The sequence below is a fragment of the Chitinimonas lacunae genome (assembly GCF_042650885.1).
GTDB lineage: Bacteria > Pseudomonadota > Gammaproteobacteria > Burkholderiales > Chitinimonadaceae > Chitinimonas_A > Chitinimonas_A lacunae.
The window spans coordinates 876,578-896,908 of sequence record NZ_JBHSBU010000001.1 but is presented as its reverse complement, the minus strand read 5'-3'; the positions used below and the strand labels follow the sequence as shown (position 1 = coordinate 896,908).

Sequence of the window (20,331 nt, the reverse complement as noted above, 5' to 3'; positions counted from 1 at the left end):
AGGCCGTGATGTCGCATCTGCTGTCTGCATTGCAACTTTTCGGTGGGCGCCGCCTGCCGATCATCCGCCAAACCGAAGTGGCCGAATGCGGTCTGGCCTGTCTGGCCATGGTGGCGGGTTTTCACGGGCTGGACATCGATCTGAGCCGGCTGCGCCAACGTTTCTCGCTATCGAGCAAAGGCATGACGCTGGGCGGTTTGGTACGCTGCGCCGATCGGCTCGACATGGCCTCGCGTGCCCTCAGTGCGCCGCTGTCCGAACTGACCACGCTGCGGCTGCCTTGCGTGCTGCATTGGGATCTGAACCATTTCGTGGTCCTGGCCTCGACCGACGGCCGTCGCGCGGTGATCCACGATCCGGCTTATGGCCGCCGGGTCATCGATTACGACGAGCTGAGCAAACACTACACGGGCATCGCGCTTGAGCTGACGCCCACCGAGGCATTCCAGCCGGGCAAGGATGTTGCCAGGCTGCGTCTGTCCGATTTCGCCCGCAATGTGCCGGGACTGCGCGCGAGCCTGACTAAGGTGCTTGGGCTGTCGCTGATTCTCCAGTTCTTTGCGCTGCTGGCGCCGTTCTACCAGCAACTGGTGGTGGACGAGGTTTTGACCAGCTTCGATGGCGATCTATTGCTGGTTCTGGCAATCGGCTTTGGCCTGTTGCTGCTGATCACGTCCCTGACCACCCTGCTGCGCCAGTGGCTGATGCTGGCTTTGAGCAATCTGTTCAGCTTCCAGATGTCGGTGCGACTGGCGCGCCATCTGTTCCGCCTGCCGCTCGACTGGTTCGAGAAGCGCCATATCGGCGATGTGATGGCGCGTTTCGATTCGCTGTCGCAGATCCAGTCGCAGCTCACCAGTGGTCTGGTGGGGGCGGTGGTCGACGGACTGATGGCCCTGGCCACGCTGGCCATGATGTTTGTCTATGCGCCCAGGCTCGGTTGGATCGTGCTGGCCTCGGTGCTGCTCTATGGCTTGGTGCGTGGCCTCAGCTACGACTATCACCGGCGACTGAGCGAAACCCAGATCGTGGCTGGCGCCAAGGAACAAAGCAATTTCATGGAAACCGTTCGCGCCATGCCTTCGGTGCGGATGTTCGGCAAGGAGACCGAACGGCTGATGCTGTGGCAGAACCGGCTCGCCGAGCGCTTCAATGCCGGGATTGCGCTGGGCAAATTCAATCTGGGCTACAGCGGGGTCAACCAGCTGGTATTTGGCCTACAGAATATCCTGGTGATCTATTTCGGCGCCCGGATGGCCATGGAAAGTGCGCTATCGGTCGGGATGCTGTTTGCCTTCCTGTCCTACAAAGAGCAATTCGTTACCCGTGCCTCGGCGCTGATCGAGCAGTGGATCAATCTGAAGATGCTCGATCTGCATCTGTCCCGGCTGGCCGATGTGGCGTTGGCCAAGACCGAAGCCAATCTCGAAGGCGAGCGGCGGGAACAGCCGCTGGACGGGGCCGTGGAAGCGGCAGGTTTGAGTTTTCGCTACGCCGAGTCGGAGCCGTGGATTTTCCGCGATCTGCATTTCCGCATCGAACCCGGCGAGTCGGTGGCGATCGTCGGGCCGTCTGGCTGCGGCAAGACCACCTTGCTCAAGATGCTGATGGGCCTGGTCGAGCCAAGCGAAGGCGAGGTGCGCGCCGATGGCCACGATATCCGCCGTCTGGGCCTGCTGCATTACCGCAGCCAGATCGCGGCCGTGTTGCAGGACGATCAATTGCTGTCGGGTTCGCTGCTCGACAATATCTGCTTCTTCGACCCGCAGATCGATGTGGAGCGTGCCGAGGTCTGCGCCCGGGCGGCCGCTTTGCACGACGATATCGTCGCCATGCCCATGGGCTACCACAGTCTGGTCGGCGATATGGGCACCAGTCTGTCGGGCGGGCAGAAACAGCGCCTGTTGCTGGCGCGGGCACTCTACCGTCAACCCAAGATTCTGTTTCTCGACGAGGCCACCAGCCATCTCGATGTGGCTTTGGAGCAGCGGGTCAACGAGGCGATCCGCAGTATGCAGATCACCCGCATCCTGATTGCCCATCGCCCCGACACCATCAAGTCGGCTGATCGAGTGATCAATCTGGCGCAGATCAAGCAGGCAAGAAGTCCGGCAACCTCTGGCAGGGCGGCTGCGGCGTCGACGGTACAGGCATAAGATCAGCTCTTTCGAGAACCGGGCTGTTCAGGGTAATAGAGCGAGATCGGCGGGAGTTTTATCCCGCCGATTTTGTTTTTGACCCGACTTAATCCAGTTCGAGGTCGTCAAGAGGGTCATTGTTATTATTGTTGTTCACCGGGTTGACATTGAGTTTGACCTCCTTCTTGTCGTCGTTATTGTTATTTGCGGAGTTCGAATGATTGCTGGGAATATTGTTATTGTTGTTGAGGAGACTGTTGTTGTGGTTGTCTACGATTTCCTTACTGTAGGCTGAGGAACTGCTGCTTATCATGAGGCCATTGTTTAAGTTGTTGTTGTTTGAGTTATTGTTGTTGTGATTGGAAACATCCTCAATCTCCTGAGGTGTGGCAATAAAGTGAGAGGCTTCTCTGGCGAAGCTCAACTTCTCATGGCTATAGTTTTCAATTTGCTGACGGCCAAGTTGGTCGAGTCCCTTATTGAGGTAAGGGATGCCGTAGGAGTTGATATTCTTGACCACAACAGCACTTTTCGTAAGTAGAGACTTATTGCCCTGTTTTTCAGTGGCGTCGAAATCCCCCTGGGGACCAATCTGGTCTTCGGAGTAGGAATGGTCAAAATAGTCAACTCCATGCAGCGCCTTTTCCGTCAATCCTGAATAACCGTGCTTTTCAAATTGAACAAAGGTGTTTCCCTCCCAATCGAGACCGATCAGCAGATGACCCAGATCATGCTTAAATCCGGATGCTTTGGCAGCCAGGCCGATATCGGCACCCATTTGTTTTGTCTGTATATATTCCTTTCTTTGTGGATACAAGCCATTCATCTCCAGTTCTGCTTTGCACTTATAAGTGGAGGCGTGCGCACAGTTCTTCTGTTCGTCGGTGGCATCCTTGGTATATTCCCAGTAATGTGACGAGGCACCGCCGCGATCAAAGAATTTACCGTCAGCTTGTGGCTTGTCTTTGCACATGCCACCTTTTTCCTGCAGGCTGTTAAATAATTCCCCGCCATCTTCAAACACGATATGCGCGCCTTTCAGCAGCATGGTGCGGTACATCCCCTGGGAGAATTCTTGCTTGTTGATTTCTTCGCCTTTTCTGGAGAAATTGAAATCATCATAGGCATTGTCCAGTGTAGAGAAAACATCTCTAATGCCTTTGCTGAGATTGTTGTCGATCATGGCATTCTGGTAGATGTCGCTGCACCGCTTCATTTCTTCTTTGGGGATGGCTTTCTGGATGTCCTGGTTTTTAATCGATTGATTTTGTGAGGGGATATTTGATTGAATGTTGTTGTTCGATTGGATGTTGGGCTGGTCTTTCAAGCCAATATTCGATTGAAGCAACGGTTCCTGATTGGCTGGGTTTATCGATTTCGGATTTGGAACAATTACCTGTTCTTGCGGTTGTTCCAAGGAAGGCTGTTCCTGCTGGCTTTTCACGAGCACATTGTTGGGCGAAGCGTCGTTGTTCGCGTTGTTCTGTGTGATCTGGTTGGCATTGGGAATGCCTTTTTCGTTGTTATTGTTGTTATTATCGAGATTGACCGACGACTGATTCGGTAAAGAAATATTCTGTGACTGAACATGATTCTGAAGCGGATTGGTCATGGCGTTTTCTCCTCAGGCGAAATTGAAACCCACCGGGCAGGCAGGAATGGTGGCTTGCAGTTCGGCGGCTTGGCCAAGATGACCTTGATCGTAGGCTTTGCGCCATTGCAGACGTGTCCGGATCAGACTATTCAATGCAGTCCGTAAAGTGTCGCCGTCCAGATTGCGCAACGGATGGGTGCTGAATACCAGGAATTTGCCAGCCGACTTATTGAAGGCGAAATACACGCCGTTGGTTTCGACGCCAAAAGCATGATCGGACAGCAGGGCCAGCGAAAGTGCCTGCAAGCGCTCGCCAGTCGGGGCAAAGCACAGTTCCGACGACAGGCTGATTTCACCGCGTTCTTCCAGACAGGACAGCACCACATTGGAGCCGTCTTCATATTGCACTTCGACCGAACGGGTGCCGGTATCGATGGCGCCGAGCTTGAGTCGTAGTGCTTGGCCCAGCGCTGTTACCAGCTCTTGGAATTGTCCGATGGGATTCATGACTGTTCTCCTTCCGCAATCGCGCACCATGGCGCCTCCCCGACTGAGTGACGGCAGGGCCTGATGGGTTTGTGCAAAGATTGTGGAAGTTGCGCGGCGCACCAAAACAAAACAGCCATGCGGGAAATCGCATGGCTGTCCGTTTGTTGGTCGGAATCGTGTCCGGATCAGTGTAATAAAATAATGTGCCTGATGTTTGCTATACGCTCATTCTAATATTTGAATTAATGAAAATTTCCGGACTACCCATCGTCTATAGGCGGATCTGATTCCGTCCTCCATGCTTGGCATCGTAGAGCTTGGCATCGGCCTGGAGGAACAATTCATTCTCCGAGCGGAACTCGGGGAAAAAGGCGCCACCGCCCGAGAAGGAGAATTGGCGGATATCGCCCGGTTCCACTTCAAAACTGATGGCGTGGAACGCTTCACGAATCTCATCGAGACGGGCTTGCATGGCGTCGGGGTCGATATCCCAGAACAGCATCACGAATTCCTCGCCGCCGAAACGGCTGAGCAGATCGCGCTCGCCGACGTAATTGCCAAGCAGCAGCGACAGGCGCTTGATCACGATATCGCCGAAATAATGGCCCCAGGTATCGTTGATGGTCTTGAACTTGTCGATGTCGAATACGGTCAGGCACAGCGATTTCTTGCGGCTTTCGGCCTGACGGATCAATTCGCGGGCGCGTTGCTGGAAACCGATCTTGTTGAGCAGACCGGTTGCCCGATCCTTGCTGATCAAATCCTTGTTGATACGGATCTTGGCCAATCGGTTGATCAATTGGCGGGTGGCGATATCGCTGGCCTGATTGACCAGCACATCGTCAAACCCGACCGCGATGGCACGGCGGGCCTGTTCGGTATCGGCCCGGCGCTGGAACAGGATGATGTCGAGGCTCGGGTCGGTTTCGATATTCTTCTTGATGATTTCGGCCACGACTTCGGTGCGGGCAAAAAAGCCATCTTCGATCACCACCACATCGGGGCGCCAGTCCTTGACTTCCAGATGAAGCGATTGCACATCGTCGTGAGGGCGGACGGAAATCCGCCGTTGCGACAGCAGATCGATATCGAGTTCGACCTCGGCGCCCAGATAAAGCACCCGGCCTTGGCTATCGCGCTGGTGCCGGGCAAATAACTGGAACAGCTTGTCGATCAGATTCTCGTTGGAGATCGGTTTTTCGGCGTAGGCGAGGCAGTTGGAATCGATCAGCATCTTTTGCAGCAGAAAGCGGCCGCTCTGCTTTTCAGTCTGCAAATAGACGTAATGACGATTGTCGGGCAGCAGTTTCAACAGATCGCGCAGAAACAGGGTGCGGTTGTTGCGGTCGGCCTGGAGGTTGTAGAGCACATCCAGGTCGACCACAAACAGGTCTTCATCGTCGCCATCGTCCAAGGCGCGGAGAAAATCGGCAGTCTGATCAAAGAACAGGATATCGAAGTCGTACTTGTGGGCATTGAGCAGCAGGTCGGCGCTGTTGTCCTTGATAAAGAAGGTCTGCGCCAGAAAGTACGCTTTGCGCTTGTACAGAATTTCCTTGTCGGTGTCGTTCATCTCGCGCCTTGCCTTTAGCTTGCGGAAAGTGCCCCGATCAGCCGCCGTTGCGCGGCTTAAAGAAAGTGTAGCGGTTATAGGGCTCGAATGCTTGATACAGCGCGGCCTCGCCGGCCGGCACATCGAGCTGGACCGCACCGGCGGCCATCCGGGTATCGGAGCAGTTACCCAGGGCATCGCGCAGCGGTACACCGTCGTACCAGTGGGAATAGGGTAGCAGCAGCTTATGCCGCAACGGCTGCTCGCCCAGATTGATCACGATCAGCGCCGCCTCGCCCGGGCGTTCGGTATGGCGTAGATAGACCAGGGCATTGCCCGGCAGCCGGTCACCCAGCACAATCACATCGCCGTATTGCAGGGCCGGATTGGCCCGACGGAGCGCGATCAGGCGGCGGGTCCACTCAAGCTGCTGCTGATCCTGTTCGGCCGGATTCCACCGCATCGGCCGCCGGCAATCGGGATCAGGGCCGCCTTCCATGCCGATTTCCTCGCCGTAATAGAGCAGCGGCACGCCCGGCAGGGTGAACTGGGCCAGTTGCGCCAGTCGTACCCGACGGCTCGACCCCAGGCTGGTCAGCAGGCGAGGGGTGTCATGGCTCGACAGCATATTCCACGAGCACAGCAGCCCGGACAGGCCATAACCCTGGCGGGCATCGCTGATGGCCCGGTTCATCTGGATGGCATCGATCTCGCCGCCCAGCCAGGCCAGCAGCGCCGTGCGATACCAGTAGTTCATCATGCCGTGGAAGCCCTGGCCCGAGTCGAACCAACTGCCCGAGAAACCGTTGAGCTCGCCCAGCAACAGCGCATCGGGATAGCGCTTCCCGACGCTGGCAACCAGATCTTCGGCAACTTCGATGCCGACATCCTGTGCCACATCGAAGCGCCAGCCCGAAATACCGCGGGCCAGCCAGTACTGCACCACGCTGTCGGGTTGACGGTACAGCCGGTCGCGGACCTCGGGGTTGGCCAGATTCAGTTCGGGCATGGAACCAAAATCCTGCCAACACAGTGCTTCGCCCTGAGCGTTATAGCCGAAGAAATTCCGATAATTGGAATCACCGGCTTGGGCAGCCAGGAACCAGGGGTGGCGGTCCGATACATGGTTGAGCACGGCGTCGAGCAGCAGTCCCATTGCGCGGGGCCGCAGTGCGTTCAGCAGGCGGTCGAGCGCGGCGTCACCGCCGAACATCGGGTCGACGCAAAAGAAATCGGTGGCGTCGTATTTGTGATTGGATGGCGCGCTGAAGATGGGTGTGAGATAGAGCGTGTCGATGCCCAGCATTTGCAGATAATCAAGCCGGTCGGCAATACCGTCGAGGTCGCCGCCAAAGAATTGCTGGGCCCAGGGTTGATGCATCGTACTGTCGTTCCAGTCGCGAGCGACGGCGCCTTCGATCTGATAGGCCGGATCGGCCAGTTTGCCGGCGCTGTCGAGGCCACGGCCGATGGCGAAGCGTTCGGGGAAGATCTGGTAGACAACCTGGCGGGCGATACGCCGGGTAAAAGCGTCGGGGCGGGCATTCATGTGGGGTACAATAGCCGGTTTAAATTAAAAGGGAGTTCGTCATTATGCCGTCTTTCGATATCGTCTCCGAAGTCAATGAAGTCGAGATTCGCAACGCGGTCGAACAGGCCAACAAGGAAGTCGCCAACCGCTTCGATTTCAAGGGTTCGGACGCTCGTATCGAGCAGGCCGACAAAGTGCTGACCGTCTTCGCCGACGATGAGTTCAAGCTCGATCAGGTGAAGGAAATCCTGACCGGCAAGCTGACCAAACGTAATGTCGATGTGCGCTGCCTCGACGAAGGCAAGATCGACAAGGTCAGTGGCAATAAGGTCAAGCAGACCGTCACGATCAAGGTCGGCATCGAAACCGAACTGGCCAAGAAGATCGTCAAGCTGATCAAGGATTCCAAGCTCAAGGTCCAGGCCAGCATCCAGGGTGAAGCGGTGCGGGTGTCGGGTGCCAAGCGCGATGTGCTACAGGAGACGATCGCACTGGTGCGCAAGTCGATCGATGAATTCCCGCTGCAATACCAGAATTTCCGTGATTGATTTCCGCATGCGGAAGCAGACGGGCGACGGTGGTGAAACCGTCGCCCGTTTTCTTTTGGGGAACAGAAAGAAAGTAAAAAATCAAGAAAATAGAATGCAAAAAAAAGGCGGGAAAAAATAATTTTTTAATATTTTGTGCGGGATACTTGCTGACTCTGACTCGGCGTCCGCACTGGATCGATGGGGAAGTCAGACGCTGGGTCGGTCGCCGCCGTTTGTAAAAAACGCTCAGGTGGTATGCAAGAACGACAAGCTGAGCTGGCGGCGCGCCTCAAGGCTGAGTCTGTTGTTGTAACACCAACCAGACAATGGTTTTGGCGACACGGCGGGCAGGAGAGTCGTCGTCGGAGATTTCCGGACCGAGCGGCGCGAACAGGGGTGGTAGCGGCAGGGCGGGGCGGTAAGGCTGGCTTGGGCAGGCAAGATAGCTTTGCGACAACTGAGCCAGATCGAGCAGCAGTGTGCGGTGCAGATCGAGCAAAGGCAGCAGTGAAGTAGCGCCGCTTTGCATCACCAGGGTGGCGAGCTGTTGCAGGCTGCCGCCTACCCGACCGGCCACGGCGGCCAGGAACCGTGGCGCCGTGGTATCACCGGCGTGTAGCCAGCCGCCGGGCAAGGGAGCCAGGGCGTCGAGCAATGGTCGAGCGGTCAGCACCGTGTCGGTCTGACCGCCGACAGTCAGCAGAAAACCGTGTTCCGCCGCAAACGAGCTGTGTTGCCATACCAGACTCAGGACCGGAACGCCCGGTAGCAGCGTGGTGATGTCCTGGTCGAACGGACGGATGCAGGTGTCGATCCATAGATCGCCCGGAGCCAGCGGCGGCGGGAAGGGAGCACTCCACAGCCACCAGCGTGGCACATCGGTCGCTGGCGGTCGGGCCGGGTCGAATTCCTCATAGGGCAAGCCTTGTCGGCTAAGCCGGCTGAGCAGGACGGGGTCGATGGCGTGGCTGACCAGTTTCACGGTGGACTCCCATTGCACAGCCGGTCGATCACGGCCGGATTGCCAAGATGGTCGATAAACCAGCGCAGCGCATTACCGCGCGCCTTGGCTGGCCAGGCAAGGTAGAGCTGGACGCTGTCGCGCGGCTCGTCGGTCTGTAGCTCGACCAGACTGCCGGCGGCCAGATGTGGTGCGGCGAGCCGGCGCGGGATATAGCCGACGCCAAGGCCGGCCAGTTGGGCGGCGAGTTTGTCCTGTTGGGTGGCGACGGTCAGGGTGGGCTGGCCGGTCAGCAGCCCCGAGGTACGCGGTGCCAGACTGCGCGAGCTGTCGGATACCACCACGGCGCGAAAGCTGCGAACCCGTTCCAGCGTCAGCGGTTGTGGTTCGCTGGCAAGTGGATGGTGGGGGGCGACGACCAGTAGAAAGTCGATGCTGCCGCACGGCTGGGAACGGAAGCCGCCGCCGCTGGGCATTTCGCCCGGGGCACCAATGGCCAGATCGACCCGGCCGGTATGCAGGGCGTCCCAGACGCCACCATAGGCTTCGTGGGAAAAACGTAAACGGGTTTCGCCGCCGCTGCGATCGAAAGCGGCTACCGAATCGAGCAGGGCATGGAAATTGAGCAGATCGCCGACGGCGATCCGCAGTTCGGGTTCCCAACCGGTGGCCACACGCTTGACCCGTGCTTCGAGTGCGGTGGCGGCTTCGATCAGCGGGCGACCTTCGCGCAGCAGTTCCTGGCCGGCCGGTGTCAGGCGGGCGCGATGGCCGCTGCGGTCGAAAATCAGCAGGTCGAGGTCCTGTTCGAGCTTCTGGATTGCATAGGTAATGGCTGACGGTACCCGGTGCAGCTCAGTCGCTGCCGCAGCGAAGCTGCCCTTGCGGTCTATGGTGTCGAGAACGATCAGAGCGTCGAGCGAGATTCGCATTGCCTTGTTCCGGAAAAACGGAATGTCTGCCGTGTCAGTCGGCCTTGTAGGCCCGCATTGTTGTCGAAAGCCGACGCAGCGGGGAGTCAGGGCTTACCGTAGGATAGCCTAGCGTCGCGCGTTGGCATGGGGTCTGCACGGATCGTGCGCCGCAGCATACAAGCCGTGCTAGAGCCTTGTCGCAAAAAGGGTTTGCGCCCGGCGGGGCGTGGAGTAGGATTAAGCGCAGGTTCGACACCAGATCGGGCCGCATCCACAAAGGAGACAATGACCGATGAAGCTCAAGTCGATACTCGTGCTGTGGCCGTCCTTCGTCGTGGCCGGCATTCTTAACAGCCTGTTCTTCACGCTGTTCGACCCGCTGGAACTCACCGTCAATGGCGAACCGCTGTTCAGCAGCCGGATGGTCGCCTACTCGGTGGGGTTCTTTATCTGCTGGCTGTTTGCCGGCCTGTCGAGTGGCCTGACGCTGTTCTTCGAGCGCGATCGTGAGCAGGTCAATCGTTACTGTGCTGTTGATCCCCACAAGCGCCGCCACCAGGATACCCTGGCTCATTAAGGCAGGCCCGGCCTGCCGTCCCCGGTCGAGATCACGACCGGGGCGCGACAAAAAAGCCCCAGCAAATGCTGGGGCTTTTTCGCACAAGCGGTTTTCGCTTACTGGGCTTCGCGGGTGACGTAGATGTCGATTTCGACACGACGGTCCGGCGCGTAGCAGGCGATCAGTTTCTTGCGGTTCTTCTTGACCTTGGCGCAGTCTTCGGGCTTGGTGACCGGGGTCTCGAAACCCTTGCCGACGGCGCTGACCATACCGGAATCGATGCCCTTGCCGACCAGATAGTCACGGGCCGAGGCGGCGCGCGCTTCGGACAGCTTCTGGTTGTATTCGGCCGAGCCGATGCGGTCGGTGTGGCCAACCACTTCGATCTTGGTCTTGGTCGGGTCGTACTTGCGTTCGGTCAGCACACCGGCGACGGCATCCAGCGAATCCTTGCCTTCCTTGCTCAGGGCGGCCTTGTTGAATTCGAACAGGCTGGAAGCGTTCAGGGTGATGGTTTCCATCTTCTTCGGCGTCGGAGCCGGAGTCTGCGTGGGTTCCGGAGCCGGAGCCGGGGCCGGCATGGGAGCCGGAGCAGGGGCGGGAGCGGGCGGGATCAGGCTGGCGTCGCACTCAGGAATCGCGTTTTCCTTGGTCCAGAAACCGGTGCGCCAGCAGTCATTGAAGTTATTGCGCACGACGGTGTCGCGCGAATCAGTTACATAGCCATCCTTGGCCATGGCCGAGACAGCAGTCAGGCCCAGCGAGGCGCAGACAGCGGCCTGAACCAGGGTTCGCGTCATTTTTTGCATAGTTGTTCTCCATGAGGGGCTGAATCACTTGAGCCTATCTTAGTAGAAATTCGCCGTATGTCGCCGTATTTACCGGCCAAGGCGACTTGCTCGTTGCGGCAATGTCACCCGGCTGGCGAGAGCAATAACGGTGCCATGTCCGAATTTTTGCCGCTGCCTTGGCGAACGGCTACTGAGATAGGCTCTGGCGACGGTTTTGTCGAACCGAGGCCGGCCGCGAGTTTACTTGACGCTTCGCGCGTGGAGCAATCGTTCGCGTATGACGGATAGCAGCAAATTGGAGACGAGCGGGCGGGCGTGGTAGAATTTCAGGTATTTTTCCGCTCAAGTCTGGCCTGCGCCCTTATGACCGAACAGCAACAATTCGCCAAGGAAACGATACCGGTAAGCCTCGAAGAGGAGATGCGCCGTTCCTATCTCGATTACGCCATGAGCGTGATCGTCGGACGTGCCCTGCCGGACGTGCGCGATGGTCTGAAGCCGGTACACCGTCGCGTGCTTTTTGCCATGCACGAACTCAGCAACGACTGGAACCGTGCTTATAAGAAATCGGCCCGTATCGTCGGCGACGTGATCGGTAAATACCACCCGCACGGCGACAACGCCGTCTACGACACCATTGTGCGGATGGCCCAGGATTTCTCGCTGCGTTACCCGCTGATCGACGGCCAGGGCAATTTCGGCTCGGTCGATGGCGACAATGCAGCGGCGATGCGTTATACCGAGATCCGCCGCGCCCGGATCGCCCACGAATTGATGGCCGACCTCGACAAGGAAACCGTCGATTTCGGCCCCAACTACGACGGCTCGGAACTCGAGCCGCTGATTCTTCCCACCCGTATTCCCAATCTGCTGATCAACGGCTCGGCCGGTATTGCCGTCGGTATGGCCACCAATATTCCGCCGCACAATCTGGTGGAAGTGGTCGATGGCTGCCTGGCCCTGCTGCATAACCCCCAGCTGAGCGTCGATGAGCTGATCGACCTGATCCCGGCACCCGATTTCCCCACCGCCGGCATTATCTATGGTGTGGCCGGCGTGCGGCAGGCTTACCGCAGCGGCCGTGGCCGGGTGGTGATACGCGCCCGTTCCCATGTGGAACCGATCGGCCGCGGCGACCGCGAAGCGCTGGTGATCGACGAGCTGCCCTACCAGGTCAACAAGGCCCGCCTGCTCGAGCGGATCGCCGAGCTGGTGCGCGAGAAGCAGATCGAAGGCATTTCCGAAATCCGTGACGAGTCCGACAAATCGGGCATGCGGGTGGTGATTGAGCTCAAGCGCGGCGAACTGCCCGAAGTGGTGCTCAATAATCTCTATAAGCAGACCCAGCTCCAGGACAGCTTCGGCGTCAATATGGTGGCACTGGTCGATAACCAGCCGCGTCTGCTCAACCTCAAACAGATCATCGAATGCTTCCTGCGCCATCGCCGCGAGGTGGTGACGCGGCGCACCGTGTTCGAACTGAAAAAAGCGCGCGAACGCGGCCATATCTTGGAAGGCCAGGCAGTTGCACTGGCCAATGTCGACGAGATCATTGCCCTGATCAAGGCTTCGGCCACGCCGCCCGAAGCTAAATCGGCGCTGATGGCACGGCCCTGGAAGTCGGCGCTGGTCGAAGAGATGCTGGCGCGTGCCGGCGGCACTGCCTGCCGACCGGAGGGGCTTGCCGCCGAATTCGGCCTGAGCAGTCAAGGCTATCTGCTGTCGGAAGCCCAGGCTCAGGCCATTCTCGACCTGCGTCTGCAACGCCTCACCGGTCTTGAGCAGGACAAGATCTTCGCCGACTACAAGGCCATCATCGAAGTGATCGGCGACCTGCTCGATATCCTGGCCCGCCCCGAGCGGATCACCGAAATCATTGCCAGCGAGCTGACCGATATCAAGACCCAGTTCGGCGACCCGCGTCGTTCCGAGATCGTGGTCCATGGCGAGGATCTGAGCCTCGAAGACCTGATCACGCCACAGGACATGGTGGTGACGCTGACCCACCAGGGTTATATGAAGGCCCAGCCGCTCGACGAATACCGAGCACAGAAGCGTGGCGGGCGCGGCAAGCAGGCTGCCGCGACCAAGGAAGACGATTTCATCGACAACCTGTTCATCGCCAATACCCACGACTACGTGCTGTGCTTCTCCTCGCTGGGCCGGGTCTACTGGCTCAAGGTGTATGAGGTGCCGCAGGGTGGTCGTACTTCGCGCGGCAAGCCGATCGTCAATCTGCTGCCCTTGCAGGATGGCGAGAAGATCAATGCGGTGCTGCCGGTCAAGGCCTTCAGCGACGACCATTATGTATTCATGGCCACGGCGCGCGGCACGGTGAAGAAGACGCCGCTGTCCGATTTCTCGCGCCCGCTTCGCAAAGGCATCATCGCCGTTGACCTCGACGAGGGCGACCGGCTGATCGGCGTGGCCATCACCTCGGGCAAGCATCAGGTCATGCTGTTCTCCAACGGCGGCAAGGCAGTTCGCTTCGATGAGGCCGACGTGCGGCCGATGGGTCGGGCAGCGCGCGGGGTCCGTGGCATGCAGCTCAACGACGGCCAGGAACTGATTTCCCTGCTGGTGGCCGATGCCGAAGACTGGCAGGTGCTGACCGCCACCGACGGTGGTTACGGCAAGCGCACGCCGATCGCCGACTATCGTTTCACCAGTCGCGGTACCCAGGGCGTAATCGCCATGGAGCTGACCGAAAAGACCGGCTTCCAGCTGATCGGCGCCAGTCTGGTGCGCGAAGGGGAAGGCGTCATGCTGATCACCACCGGCGGGGTGCTGATCCGCACCTCGGTGGCGGAGATCCGCGAAACCGGCCGCAGCGCCCAGGGCGTGCGACTGATCAATCTCGACGACGGAGAAAAACTATCCGGGCTGGAAAAAGTCGTCGAACCGGAAGAAGAGGGGAGTGAGGAGAGCGGTGAACCGGGACAGGAAGATTCCGGTTCGGACGCCTAAACTGGATAAAGGCGGGACCAGGTTCCCGCCTTGCCGGAGACTCCCAGATGAGAAACCTACCGTTGCCGGTGGCCAACCCCGTTCTATTTGACGAGGTGGCGCGCTGGTTCTGTGATATTCCGCATTCGGCCACCATTGGTCTTGAATTCGTCCACGGCGAGCGCGGCCGCGCCTCGCTGAGGGTTCCCTACAATACCGCCCTGGTCGGCAATCCGCGCACCGGGGTGCTGCACGGCGGCGTGATCACCTCCTTGATCGATACCACCAGCGCGCTGGCGCTGTTCTCGATGCTGACCGAGCGCGAGGCGATTGCCACGCTCGATCTGCGTATCGATTACCTGCGTAGTGCCACCCCGGGTGAGCCGGTCTATTGCACGGCCGAGTGCTATCGACTCGGCCGCCAGATCGCCTTTACCCGCGCCACCGCCTATCAAGAAGGCAACGATCAGCCGATCGCCCATGGCGTCGGCGCCTTTATGCGCGAATCGAGCAAGGCCCAGATCGGCGACGCGCTCAGTACCGAACGGCAGGGGGGCTGAGCCATGGTGCAACTTGAATACCTTCAGGCCGCCAAAGAGTCAGGCGACTACGCCGGCATCATCGATCAGATCCCCTACGCCAAGCTGCTTGGGGTGGAAATGCGCGAAGAGGGCGGTCTGCCGCTGTTTGTCCTGCCCTATCACGAGCGCAATATCGGCAACGTCAATCTGCCGGCCTTGCATGGCGGGGTGATCGGCGGTTTTCTGGAGAATGCCGCGCTGCTGCATCTGGTCTGGGCGCGCGAATCGAGCGATGTGCCGCGCACCATCGATTTCTCGCTCGACTTCCTGCGTTCGGGAAAGCCGCAGGCGCTGTTCGCCCGCTGCGACATCACCAAGCAGGGCAAGCGCATTGCCAATGTCCGGATGGTGGCCTGGCAAGACGATGAATCGCGACCGACTGCTGTCGCACGTGCACATTTTCTGCTGAGCTGAAGCACGGCCCACGGGTCGGCTTCTGCCCGAGCCAAGACAAGCGATCGCTGCCGGTCTGTCCGGCACGGCTGTGGCGACACGGCCGGCCCGGACAGACCCGGTGGGCCCGGTGGCGGTGCCTGGGGTGCCGACCTGTTCTAGTCCTTAGTCGTGCGTCCGCCCCTGTAGGGCGGAGGGAGAGAATTCTTATGTCACCCGTGTTCAATTTCAGCGCTGGTCCGGCCGTGCTGCCCAAGGAAGTCCTGCTCGAAGTCCAGAACGAATTGCTCGATTGGCACGGCACCGGCATGTCGGTGATGGAAATGAGCCATCGCGGCAAAGAATTTATGCAGATTGCCGCCGAGGCCGAGGAAGACCTGCGCAATCTGATGGGCATTCCCAAGAACTATCACATCCTGTTCCTGCAAGGCGGCGCTTCCACCCAGTTCGCCATGGTGCCGATGAATCTGCTGCGCGGCCGCAGCAGCATCGATTTCATCAACAGCGGTCACTGGTCCAAGCTGGCCATCAAGGAAGCGCGCAAATACGCCAGCACCAATGTGGTGGCCTCGGGTGAGGAAAGCGGCTACGCCAATATCCCGCCCGAAGACACCTGGAAGCGCGACCCTGAGGCCGCCTATCTCCACTACACCTCGAACGAGACCATCGGCGGCCTCGAATTTCCCTATGTGCCCAATTCGGGCGACGTGCCGCTGGTGTGCGATATGTCGTCGAATTTTCTGTCGCGGCCGATCGATGTCAGCCGCTTTGGCTGCATCTATGGCGGTGCGCAGAAGAATATCGGCCCGGCCGGCCTTACCATCGTGATCATCCGCGACGATCTGCTCGGCCAGACCGTTCCCGGCACGCCGACCATGTTCGATTACCGCATCCACGCCGACGGCGATTCGATGTACAACACGCCGCCGACCTTTGCCGTCTATGTGGCCGGTCTGGTGTTCAAGTGGTTGCAGCGCCAGGGCGGGCTCAAGGCCATCGAGCAGCGCAATATCGAGAAGGCGGCGCTGCTGTACGAAACCATCGATACCTCGAGCGGTTTCTATATCTGCCCGGTGGACCGTCCGTTCCGTTCGCGGATGAATGTGCCGTTCCGGCTGGCCGACGAAAGTCTCGATGAGGCCTTCGTCAAGGCCGCCCAGGCGCGCAATCTGTTGCAGCTCAAGGGCCATCGCGCCATGGGCGGCATGCGTGCCTCGATCTACAACGCCATGCCGCTCGAAGGCGTCAAGGCGCTGTGTGCCTTTATGCAGGACTTCAGCAAGGATCACCGCTGATGCTGACCCCGGCGCGGCAGGCGCAACTGGACCGGCTGCACGAGGAAGGTCAGGCGATCGATACCAGAGAGACCATTCGCGCGCATAAACGCCTGAATGTCGATCCCGATATCGGTCGCCTGCTGGCAATGCTCGCCTGGTTCGGCCGGGTGGGGCGGGTGCTGGAGATCGGCACCTCGAACGGTGTATCGTCGATCTGGCTGGCCGCTGCACTCGAGGACGTTGGCGGGCGGCTGTTCAGCATCGACGTCAACCCCGACAAGACCAACGCCGCCCGGACCAATCTGGCCCAGGCCGGCCTGCTTGAACTCGCCACCCTGCTGACCGGCGACGCCGCCGAAGTACTGGCCGCCAGCGCGCCCGATGCCTACGACCTGATCTTTCTCGACGCCGACCGTAGCCGCTACGGCGACTACTGGCCTGATCTGCGGCGGGTGCTGCGATCACGCGGCCTGATCGTGGTCGATAACGCCCTGTCCCACGCCGAGGAATGCCAGCCGTTTTTCGATCTGGTGGCAGCAACGCCTGGCTATCGCACGCTGTGTCTGCCGCTTGGCAAGGGTGGGATGCTGATTTTAAAGAATTAGCTTAATTGGAAAAAATCAGGAAAGGCACTTGCAAGGCGGATTGCTGAAATTAAATTAAACAACAAAAATCCTGCAAAATCATCGACTCCTACTCCAACCTCTGCCCGGATCGTTCCGACCAGATTCCTCGCCCCAATCCTTCCCTCGCCCGCCCCCAAAACCGCACTCCCTGCCTAACTCCCCGGAGTCCGAGGCCATCCCACAGGCAGCTCGACGCCAATGCAGACGTTGGCGCATTTCCAGCCCATCCGGAGTCAGCGTGTCCGGGCCTCAAAGCACTGTTTCCTGGCGCTCAACCAGACTTGCTGCGAGGCCGATTCGAATGGAAAGGCGCTGAGTGGGCACCCTGCAAATGGTGGGCTTGGACGCTGTCCGATTGCAGGCGGCGGGTGATTTGAGGTGTCTGGATGGGTGGCGGGAGAGGGATGAGGCAGTGGAGAGGCTGAAATGGCAGACAGACGGTTGGTCTTCCCGGTCATTTGCCTAGCTGTGAGGTGGACGGTCGGCGCCTATTCTGCAACAACTGTCCGGTTTTCCTCGGCTGACTGTCACTTCCCTGACAATGGGGCCATGAGCACACTGGCGGCCGATTTCCGGAGTGTTCTCATGCCTAACCCCACCCGTCTGATTGTCTGTGCCGGCATCATCATTTCGCTGGCGATGGGCATCCGCCATGGCTTTGGTTTTTTCCTGCCGCCGATGACCAGCGAATTCGGCTGGAGTCGCGAAGTCTTCGCCCTGGCGCTCGGGCTGCAAAACCTGATCTGGGGCGCCACCCAGCCGATTACCGGCGCATTGGCCGACCGCTACGGCGCGTTCCGGGTCTTGCTGATCGGCGCCATTCTCTATTCGCTCGGTCTGCTGTTGATGACCGTTTCCTCGACTGGCTGGCTGTTGTCGGGCTCGGCTGGCCTACTGCTTGGCCTCGCCCTGTCCGGCACCACCTACAGCGTGATCTATGGCGTGATCGGCCGCTCGGTGCCCGAACATCGGCGCTCTCAGGCGATGGGAGTGGCCGCAACGGCGGGCTCATTCGGCCAGTTCATCATGGTGCCGATCGAACAACGGCTGATCGACGGCTATGGCTGGGTGCCGGCGCTGCTGATCCTGGCGGTGATGGCGCTGGCAATGGCGCCTGCGGCTTTCGGCCTGCGCGAGCCGCCGCGCGACGGCCATGCCCAGGGCGGCCAGAGCATGATGGCGGCGGCGCGCGAAGCCTTCGCCTATCGCAGCTTCCAACTGCTGATGGTCGGGTACTTCGTCTGTGGCTTCCAGGTGGTATTTATCGGGGTGCATCTGCCGTCGTTTCTCAAGGACAAGGGTTTGCCCGCCGACACGGCTGCCATCGCGCTGGCCCTGATCGGCCTGTTCAATATCTTTGGTACCTTTATTGCCGGCCATCTGGGCAGCCGGATGCCCAAGAAATATCTGCTGTCGGCCATCTATGCGCTGCGTGCCCTGTCGATTGCCCTGTTCCTGCTGATGCCGCTCACCAGCGTTTCGGTCTGGATTTTCGCGGCCAGCATGGGTTTCCTGTGGCTGTCCACCGTACCGTTGACTAATGGGGTGATCGCCCAAATCTTCGGGGTACGCCATCTTGGGATGCTGTCGGGCTTCGTGTTCTTCTCGCACCAGATCGGCAGTTTCCTGGGCGTGTGGCTGGGCGGCTGGTTATACGACCATATGGGGAGCTACGACCTGGTTTGGTATATCTCGATTGGATTGGGGCTGGTGGCGGCGCTGGCCAACTGGCCGGTGCGGGAAGCTCCGATCGTCCGGCCGCTGGCGCAGGAGGCATGATGAACGGATGGCGGCTGCTCGGCTGGCTGGCGCTGATGGTGGCGCTGACCTTGGGTTTTGTCGCCTATCTGAGTCCGACTGCGATGGTGACGATGGCCAACCTATGGGCACTGTGCGGGTTCTGAGTCCGACTGCCAGTGGCTGCGAGAAATGTTCATTATTCTTTCTTGCCGGCTAGTGATCTTGCAGAGAGTTTTCGCAAAATTTTAGTAATTGAATTTCAAGGAGATGGAATATGTCCGATTCGCCAGCCCATTATCTGGTGATCGATTTTGAAGCGACCTGCTGCGACCGAGGCAGTGTTCCGCGTCATGAAATGGAAATCATCGAGATCGGCGCCGTGATGGTGGCTGCCGATACCTTGGCGCCGCTGGCCGAATTTCAGCGTTTTATCCGCCCGGTGCGGCATCGGCGCCTGACCGCGTTCTGTACGCAACTGACCTCGATCACCCAGGCCGACGTCGATGGTGCCGGCGACTTCAAGGCGGTGATGGCCGAGTTCCGCGACTGGCTGGCACCTTGGCCGGACCTGGTGTTCGGCTCCTGGGGTGATTACGACGAGCGCCAGTTGCGGCAGGATTGCAGCTATCACCGGGTTGGCTATCCGATCCGTGGCCCGCATCTCAATCTGAAACGGGCCTTTGCCGAGAAGCAGGGTCTTGAGCGCGGGATCGGCCTGGGGCAGGCAGTGCGTCTGGCCGGACTGCGCTTTGCCGGCACCCACCATCGCGGCATCGACGACGCCCGCAATATCACCCGCCTGCTGCCGTATTCGCTGGGACGCCAAGCGCTATCCAAGTCCTAGCGCGGCGCGGCAGACTCGACGGCGTAGCGCGATCAGGCCATCATTGCCGTTTTCCCACCCGGCGCCTGGCCGATTTCAGTGCGAAAGGATTGCCTGATGTCGTTTCAAGACCATTTCTCTGCTCATGCCGGAGAGTATGCGCGTTACCGCCCCGACTATCCCCCCGCCTTATTCGACTGGCTGGCCGCCCAGGCCCCCTCGCGCCAGCTGGCCTGGGAATGCGCTTGTGGCAGTGGCCAGGCGACGCTGGCGCTGGCCCAGCACTTCGAACACCTTATTGCGACCGAACCCAGCGCCGAACAACTGGCCGCTGCGCCACGCCATCCCCGCATCGACTATCGCTGCGAGCCCGCCGAGCGCAGCAGCCTCGCTGACGCCAGCGTCGATCTGATCGCGGTGGCCCAGGCGCTGCACTGGTTCGATATGCCGGCTTTCTTTGCCGAAGCCAGCCGGGTGCTGCGACCCGGTGGCGTGCTGGCAGCCTGGTGCTATGAAACCTGTCAGGTGGCGCCGGCGGTGGACGCCGTGGTGGCCCACTTCTACGATGACACCATCGGCCCCTACTGGCCGCCTGAACGGCGTTGGATCGAACAGGGCTATGCCGGCATCGATCTGCCGTTCCCCGAATTGATCGCCCCGGCCTTTGCCATGACCCAACACTGGACTCTGGCGGAACTGGTCGGTTATTTCGGCACCTGGTCGGCAACCCGGCGCTACCGTGAGGCACGGCAGCACGACCCGCTGCCTGAACTATGGGACCAACTGGAACCCGCCTGGGGTGACCCGACCCATGCCCGCCCGGTCAGTTGGCCGCTGCGGATGCGGGCCTGCCGCAAACCTGCCTGAGCGGCCCGCTTCTTCCTCT

The 20,331-nt window shown here is 59.7% G+C and carries 19 protein-coding genes; 12 read left to right on the top strand and 7 right to left on the bottom strand.

Going from position 1 to position 20,331, the window contains the following annotated elements; all coding sequences use genetic code 11:
* The first annotated feature begins 8 nt into the window (after positions 1-8).
* Complete coding sequence (locus ACFOW7_RS04050; protein ID WP_378161302.1) at positions 9-2,156, top strand: peptidase domain-containing ABC transporter; 2,148 nt, start codon at positions 9-11, stop codon at positions 2,154-2,156.
* An 88-nt stretch (positions 2,157-2,244) separates the two neighbouring features.
* Here the strand turns inward: ACFOW7_RS04050 and ACFOW7_RS04045 are convergent, their stop codons facing one another.
* From ACFOW7_RS04045 to ACFOW7_RS04030, 4 genes are all read right to left on the bottom strand, one after another.
* A complete protein-coding gene (locus ACFOW7_RS04045) occupies positions 2,245-3,750 on the bottom strand; it encodes a hypothetical protein (protein ID WP_378161300.1) in 1,506 nt (501 codons plus the stop codon).
* A gap of 12 nt (positions 3,751-3,762) precedes the next feature.
* Complete coding sequence (locus ACFOW7_RS04040; RefSeq protein ID WP_378161298.1) at positions 3,763-4,239, bottom strand: type III secretion system chaperone; 477 nt, start codon at positions 4,237-4,239, stop codon at positions 3,763-3,765.
* 253 nt (positions 4,240-4,492) lie between these two features.
* Positions 4,493-5,794: a GGDEF domain-containing protein gene (locus tag ACFOW7_RS04035; RefSeq protein ID WP_378161296.1), complete on the bottom strand. Its 1,302-nt coding sequence runs from the start codon at positions 5,792-5,794 to the stop codon at positions 4,493-4,495.
* A 37-nt stretch (positions 5,795-5,831) separates the two neighbouring features.
* The gene (locus ACFOW7_RS04030; RefSeq protein WP_378161294.1) at positions 5,832-7,322 is read right to left on the bottom strand and encodes a glycoside hydrolase family 13 protein; all 1,491 of its coding nucleotides are present in this window, start codon (positions 7,320-7,322) and stop codon (positions 5,832-5,834) included.
* Between the two features lie 44 nt (positions 7,323-7,366).
* On the opposite strand from ACFOW7_RS04030, the gene ACFOW7_RS04025 reads away from it, so the two are divergent.
* Positions 7,367-7,852: a YajQ family cyclic di-GMP-binding protein gene (locus ACFOW7_RS04025; RefSeq protein WP_378161292.1), complete on the top strand. Its 486-nt coding sequence runs from the start codon at positions 7,367-7,369 to the stop codon at positions 7,850-7,852.
* Positions 7,853-8,123: 271 nt separating this feature from the next.
* Here the strand turns inward: ACFOW7_RS04025 and ACFOW7_RS04020 are convergent, their stop codons facing one another.
* Complete coding sequence (locus ACFOW7_RS04020) at positions 8,124-8,816, bottom strand: hypothetical protein (RefSeq protein ID WP_378161290.1); 693 nt, start codon at positions 8,814-8,816, stop codon at positions 8,124-8,126.
* On the bottom strand, positions 8,813-9,727 hold the full coding sequence (locus ACFOW7_RS04015) for a LysR substrate-binding domain-containing protein (protein WP_378161288.1): 915 nt from the start codon (positions 9,725-9,727) through the stop codon (positions 8,813-8,815). Before ACFOW7_RS04015 ends, ACFOW7_RS04020 begins: the two co-directional genes overlap by 4 nt.
* 274 nt (positions 9,728-10,001) lie before the next feature.
* On the opposite strand from ACFOW7_RS04015, the gene ACFOW7_RS04010 reads away from it, so the two are divergent.
* Positions 10,002-10,286, top strand: a complete 285-nt coding sequence (locus ACFOW7_RS04010; protein WP_378161286.1) for a hypothetical protein — start codon at positions 10,002-10,004, stop codon at positions 10,284-10,286.
* Between the two features lie 98 nt (positions 10,287-10,384).
* Here ACFOW7_RS04010 and ACFOW7_RS04005 read toward each other — a convergent pair whose 3' ends face one another.
* Positions 10,385-11,077: an OmpA family protein gene (locus tag ACFOW7_RS04005; RefSeq protein ID WP_378161284.1), complete on the bottom strand. Its 693-nt coding sequence runs from the start codon at positions 11,075-11,077 to the stop codon at positions 10,385-10,387.
* A gap of 345 nt (positions 11,078-11,422) precedes the next feature.
* Here ACFOW7_RS04005 and gyrA point away from each other — a divergent pair, with 345 nt between their 5' ends.
* The 9 genes from gyrA to ACFOW7_RS03960 all read left to right on the top strand — a co-directional run bounded on the left by gyrA (position 11,423) and on the right by ACFOW7_RS03960 (position 20,312).
* Positions 11,423-14,026, top strand: coding sequence for a DNA gyrase subunit A (gene gyrA, locus ACFOW7_RS04000; protein WP_378161282.1), 2,604 nt, complete (start codon positions 11,423-11,425; stop codon positions 14,024-14,026).
* A gap of 47 nt (positions 14,027-14,073) precedes the next feature.
* Positions 14,074-14,565 (top strand): PaaI family thioesterase, encoded by a 492-nt coding sequence (locus ACFOW7_RS03995; protein WP_378161280.1) that lies wholly within the window; start codon positions 14,074-14,076, stop codon positions 14,563-14,565.
* Between the two features lie 3 nt (positions 14,566-14,568).
* Positions 14,569-15,000 (top strand): PaaI family thioesterase, encoded by a 432-nt coding sequence (locus ACFOW7_RS03990; RefSeq protein WP_378161278.1) that lies wholly within the window; start codon positions 14,569-14,571, stop codon positions 14,998-15,000.
* A gap of 188 nt (positions 15,001-15,188) precedes the next feature.
* The gene (gene serC, locus ACFOW7_RS03985) at positions 15,189-16,274 is read left to right on the top strand and encodes a 3-phosphoserine/phosphohydroxythreonine transaminase (protein WP_378161276.1); all 1,086 of its coding nucleotides are present in this window, start codon (positions 15,189-15,191) and stop codon (positions 16,272-16,274) included.
* On the top strand, positions 16,274-16,861 hold the full coding sequence (locus tag ACFOW7_RS03980; protein ID WP_378161274.1) for an O-methyltransferase: 588 nt from the start codon (positions 16,274-16,276) through the stop codon (positions 16,859-16,861). The genes serC and ACFOW7_RS03980 overlap by 1 nt, the downstream gene beginning before the upstream one ends.
* A gap of 606 nt (positions 16,862-17,467) precedes the next feature.
* Positions 17,468-18,661 carry an MFS transporter gene (locus ACFOW7_RS03975; protein WP_378161272.1) on the top strand — a complete coding sequence of 398 codons (1,194 nt, stop codon included), beginning with the start codon at positions 17,468-17,470 and terminating at the stop codon, positions 18,659-18,661.
* Entirely contained in the window at positions 18,658-18,786 is a 129-nt protein-coding gene (locus ACFOW7_RS03970) for a hypothetical protein (protein ID WP_378161270.1), read from the top strand. The genes ACFOW7_RS03975 and ACFOW7_RS03970 overlap by 4 nt, the downstream gene beginning before the upstream one ends.
* Positions 18,787-18,896: 110 nt before the next feature.
* Positions 18,897-19,466: an exonuclease domain-containing protein gene (locus tag ACFOW7_RS03965; RefSeq protein ID WP_378161268.1), complete on the top strand. Its 570-nt coding sequence runs from the start codon at positions 18,897-18,899 to the stop codon at positions 19,464-19,466.
* 96 nt (positions 19,467-19,562) lie between these two features.
* The gene (locus tag ACFOW7_RS03960; RefSeq protein ID WP_378161266.1) at positions 19,563-20,312 is read left to right on the top strand and encodes a class I SAM-dependent methyltransferase; all 750 of its coding nucleotides are present in this window, start codon (positions 19,563-19,565) and stop codon (positions 20,310-20,312) included.
* Positions 20,313-20,331: the final 19 nt, after the last annotated feature.

Coding starts and splice junctions, on each gene's coding strand:
- ACFOW7_RS04025 (WP_378161292.1), top strand. CDS start 7,367: ATGCCGTCTTTCGATATCGTCTCCGAAGTCAATGAAGTCGAGATTCGC.
- ACFOW7_RS04015 (WP_378161288.1), bottom strand. CDS start 9,727: ATGCGAATCTCGCTCGACGCTCTGATCGTTCTCGACACCATAGACCGC.
- gyrA (WP_378161282.1), top strand. CDS start 11,423: ATGACCGAACAGCAACAATTCGCCAAGGAAACGATACCGGTAAGCCTC.
- ACFOW7_RS03960 (WP_378161266.1), top strand. CDS start 19,563: ATGTCGTTTCAAGACCATTTCTCTGCTCATGCCGGAGAGTATGCGCGT.
- ACFOW7_RS03975 (WP_378161272.1), top strand. CDS start 17,468: ATGCCTAACCCCACCCGTCTGATTGTCTGTGCCGGCATCATCATTTCG.
- ACFOW7_RS04005 (WP_378161284.1), bottom strand. CDS start 11,077: ATGCAAAAAATGACGCGAACCCTGGTTCAGGCCGCTGTCTGCGCCTCG.
- ACFOW7_RS03970 (WP_378161270.1), top strand. CDS start 18,658: ATGATGAACGGATGGCGGCTGCTCGGCTGGCTGGCGCTGATGGTGGCG.
- ACFOW7_RS04045 (WP_378161300.1), bottom strand. CDS start 3,750: ATGACCAATCCGCTTCAGAATCATGTTCAGTCACAGAATATTTCTTTA.
- ACFOW7_RS04040 (WP_378161298.1), bottom strand. CDS start 4,239: ATGAATCCCATCGGACAATTCCAAGAGCTGGTAACAGCGCTGGGCCAA.
- serC (WP_378161276.1), top strand. CDS start 15,189: ATGTCACCCGTGTTCAATTTCAGCGCTGGTCCGGCCGTGCTGCCCAAG.
- ACFOW7_RS04035 (WP_378161296.1), bottom strand. CDS start 5,794: ATGAACGACACCGACAAGGAAATTCTGTACAAGCGCAAAGCGTACTTT.
- ACFOW7_RS03965 (WP_378161268.1), top strand. CDS start 18,897: ATGTCCGATTCGCCAGCCCATTATCTGGTGATCGATTTTGAAGCGACC.
- ACFOW7_RS04050 (WP_378161302.1), top strand. CDS start 9: ATGTCGCATCTGCTGTCTGCATTGCAACTTTTCGGTGGGCGCCGCCTG.
- ACFOW7_RS04030 (WP_378161294.1), bottom strand. CDS start 7,322: ATGAATGCCCGCCCCGACGCTTTTACCCGGCGTATCGCCCGCCAGGTT.
- ACFOW7_RS03990 (WP_378161278.1), top strand. CDS start 14,569: ATGGTGCAACTTGAATACCTTCAGGCCGCCAAAGAGTCAGGCGACTAC.
- ACFOW7_RS04010 (WP_378161286.1), top strand. CDS start 10,002: ATGAAGCTCAAGTCGATACTCGTGCTGTGGCCGTCCTTCGTCGTGGCC.
- ACFOW7_RS03995 (WP_378161280.1), top strand. CDS start 14,074: ATGAGAAACCTACCGTTGCCGGTGGCCAACCCCGTTCTATTTGACGAG.
- ACFOW7_RS03980 (WP_378161274.1), top strand. CDS start 16,274: ATGCTGACCCCGGCGCGGCAGGCGCAACTGGACCGGCTGCACGAGGAA.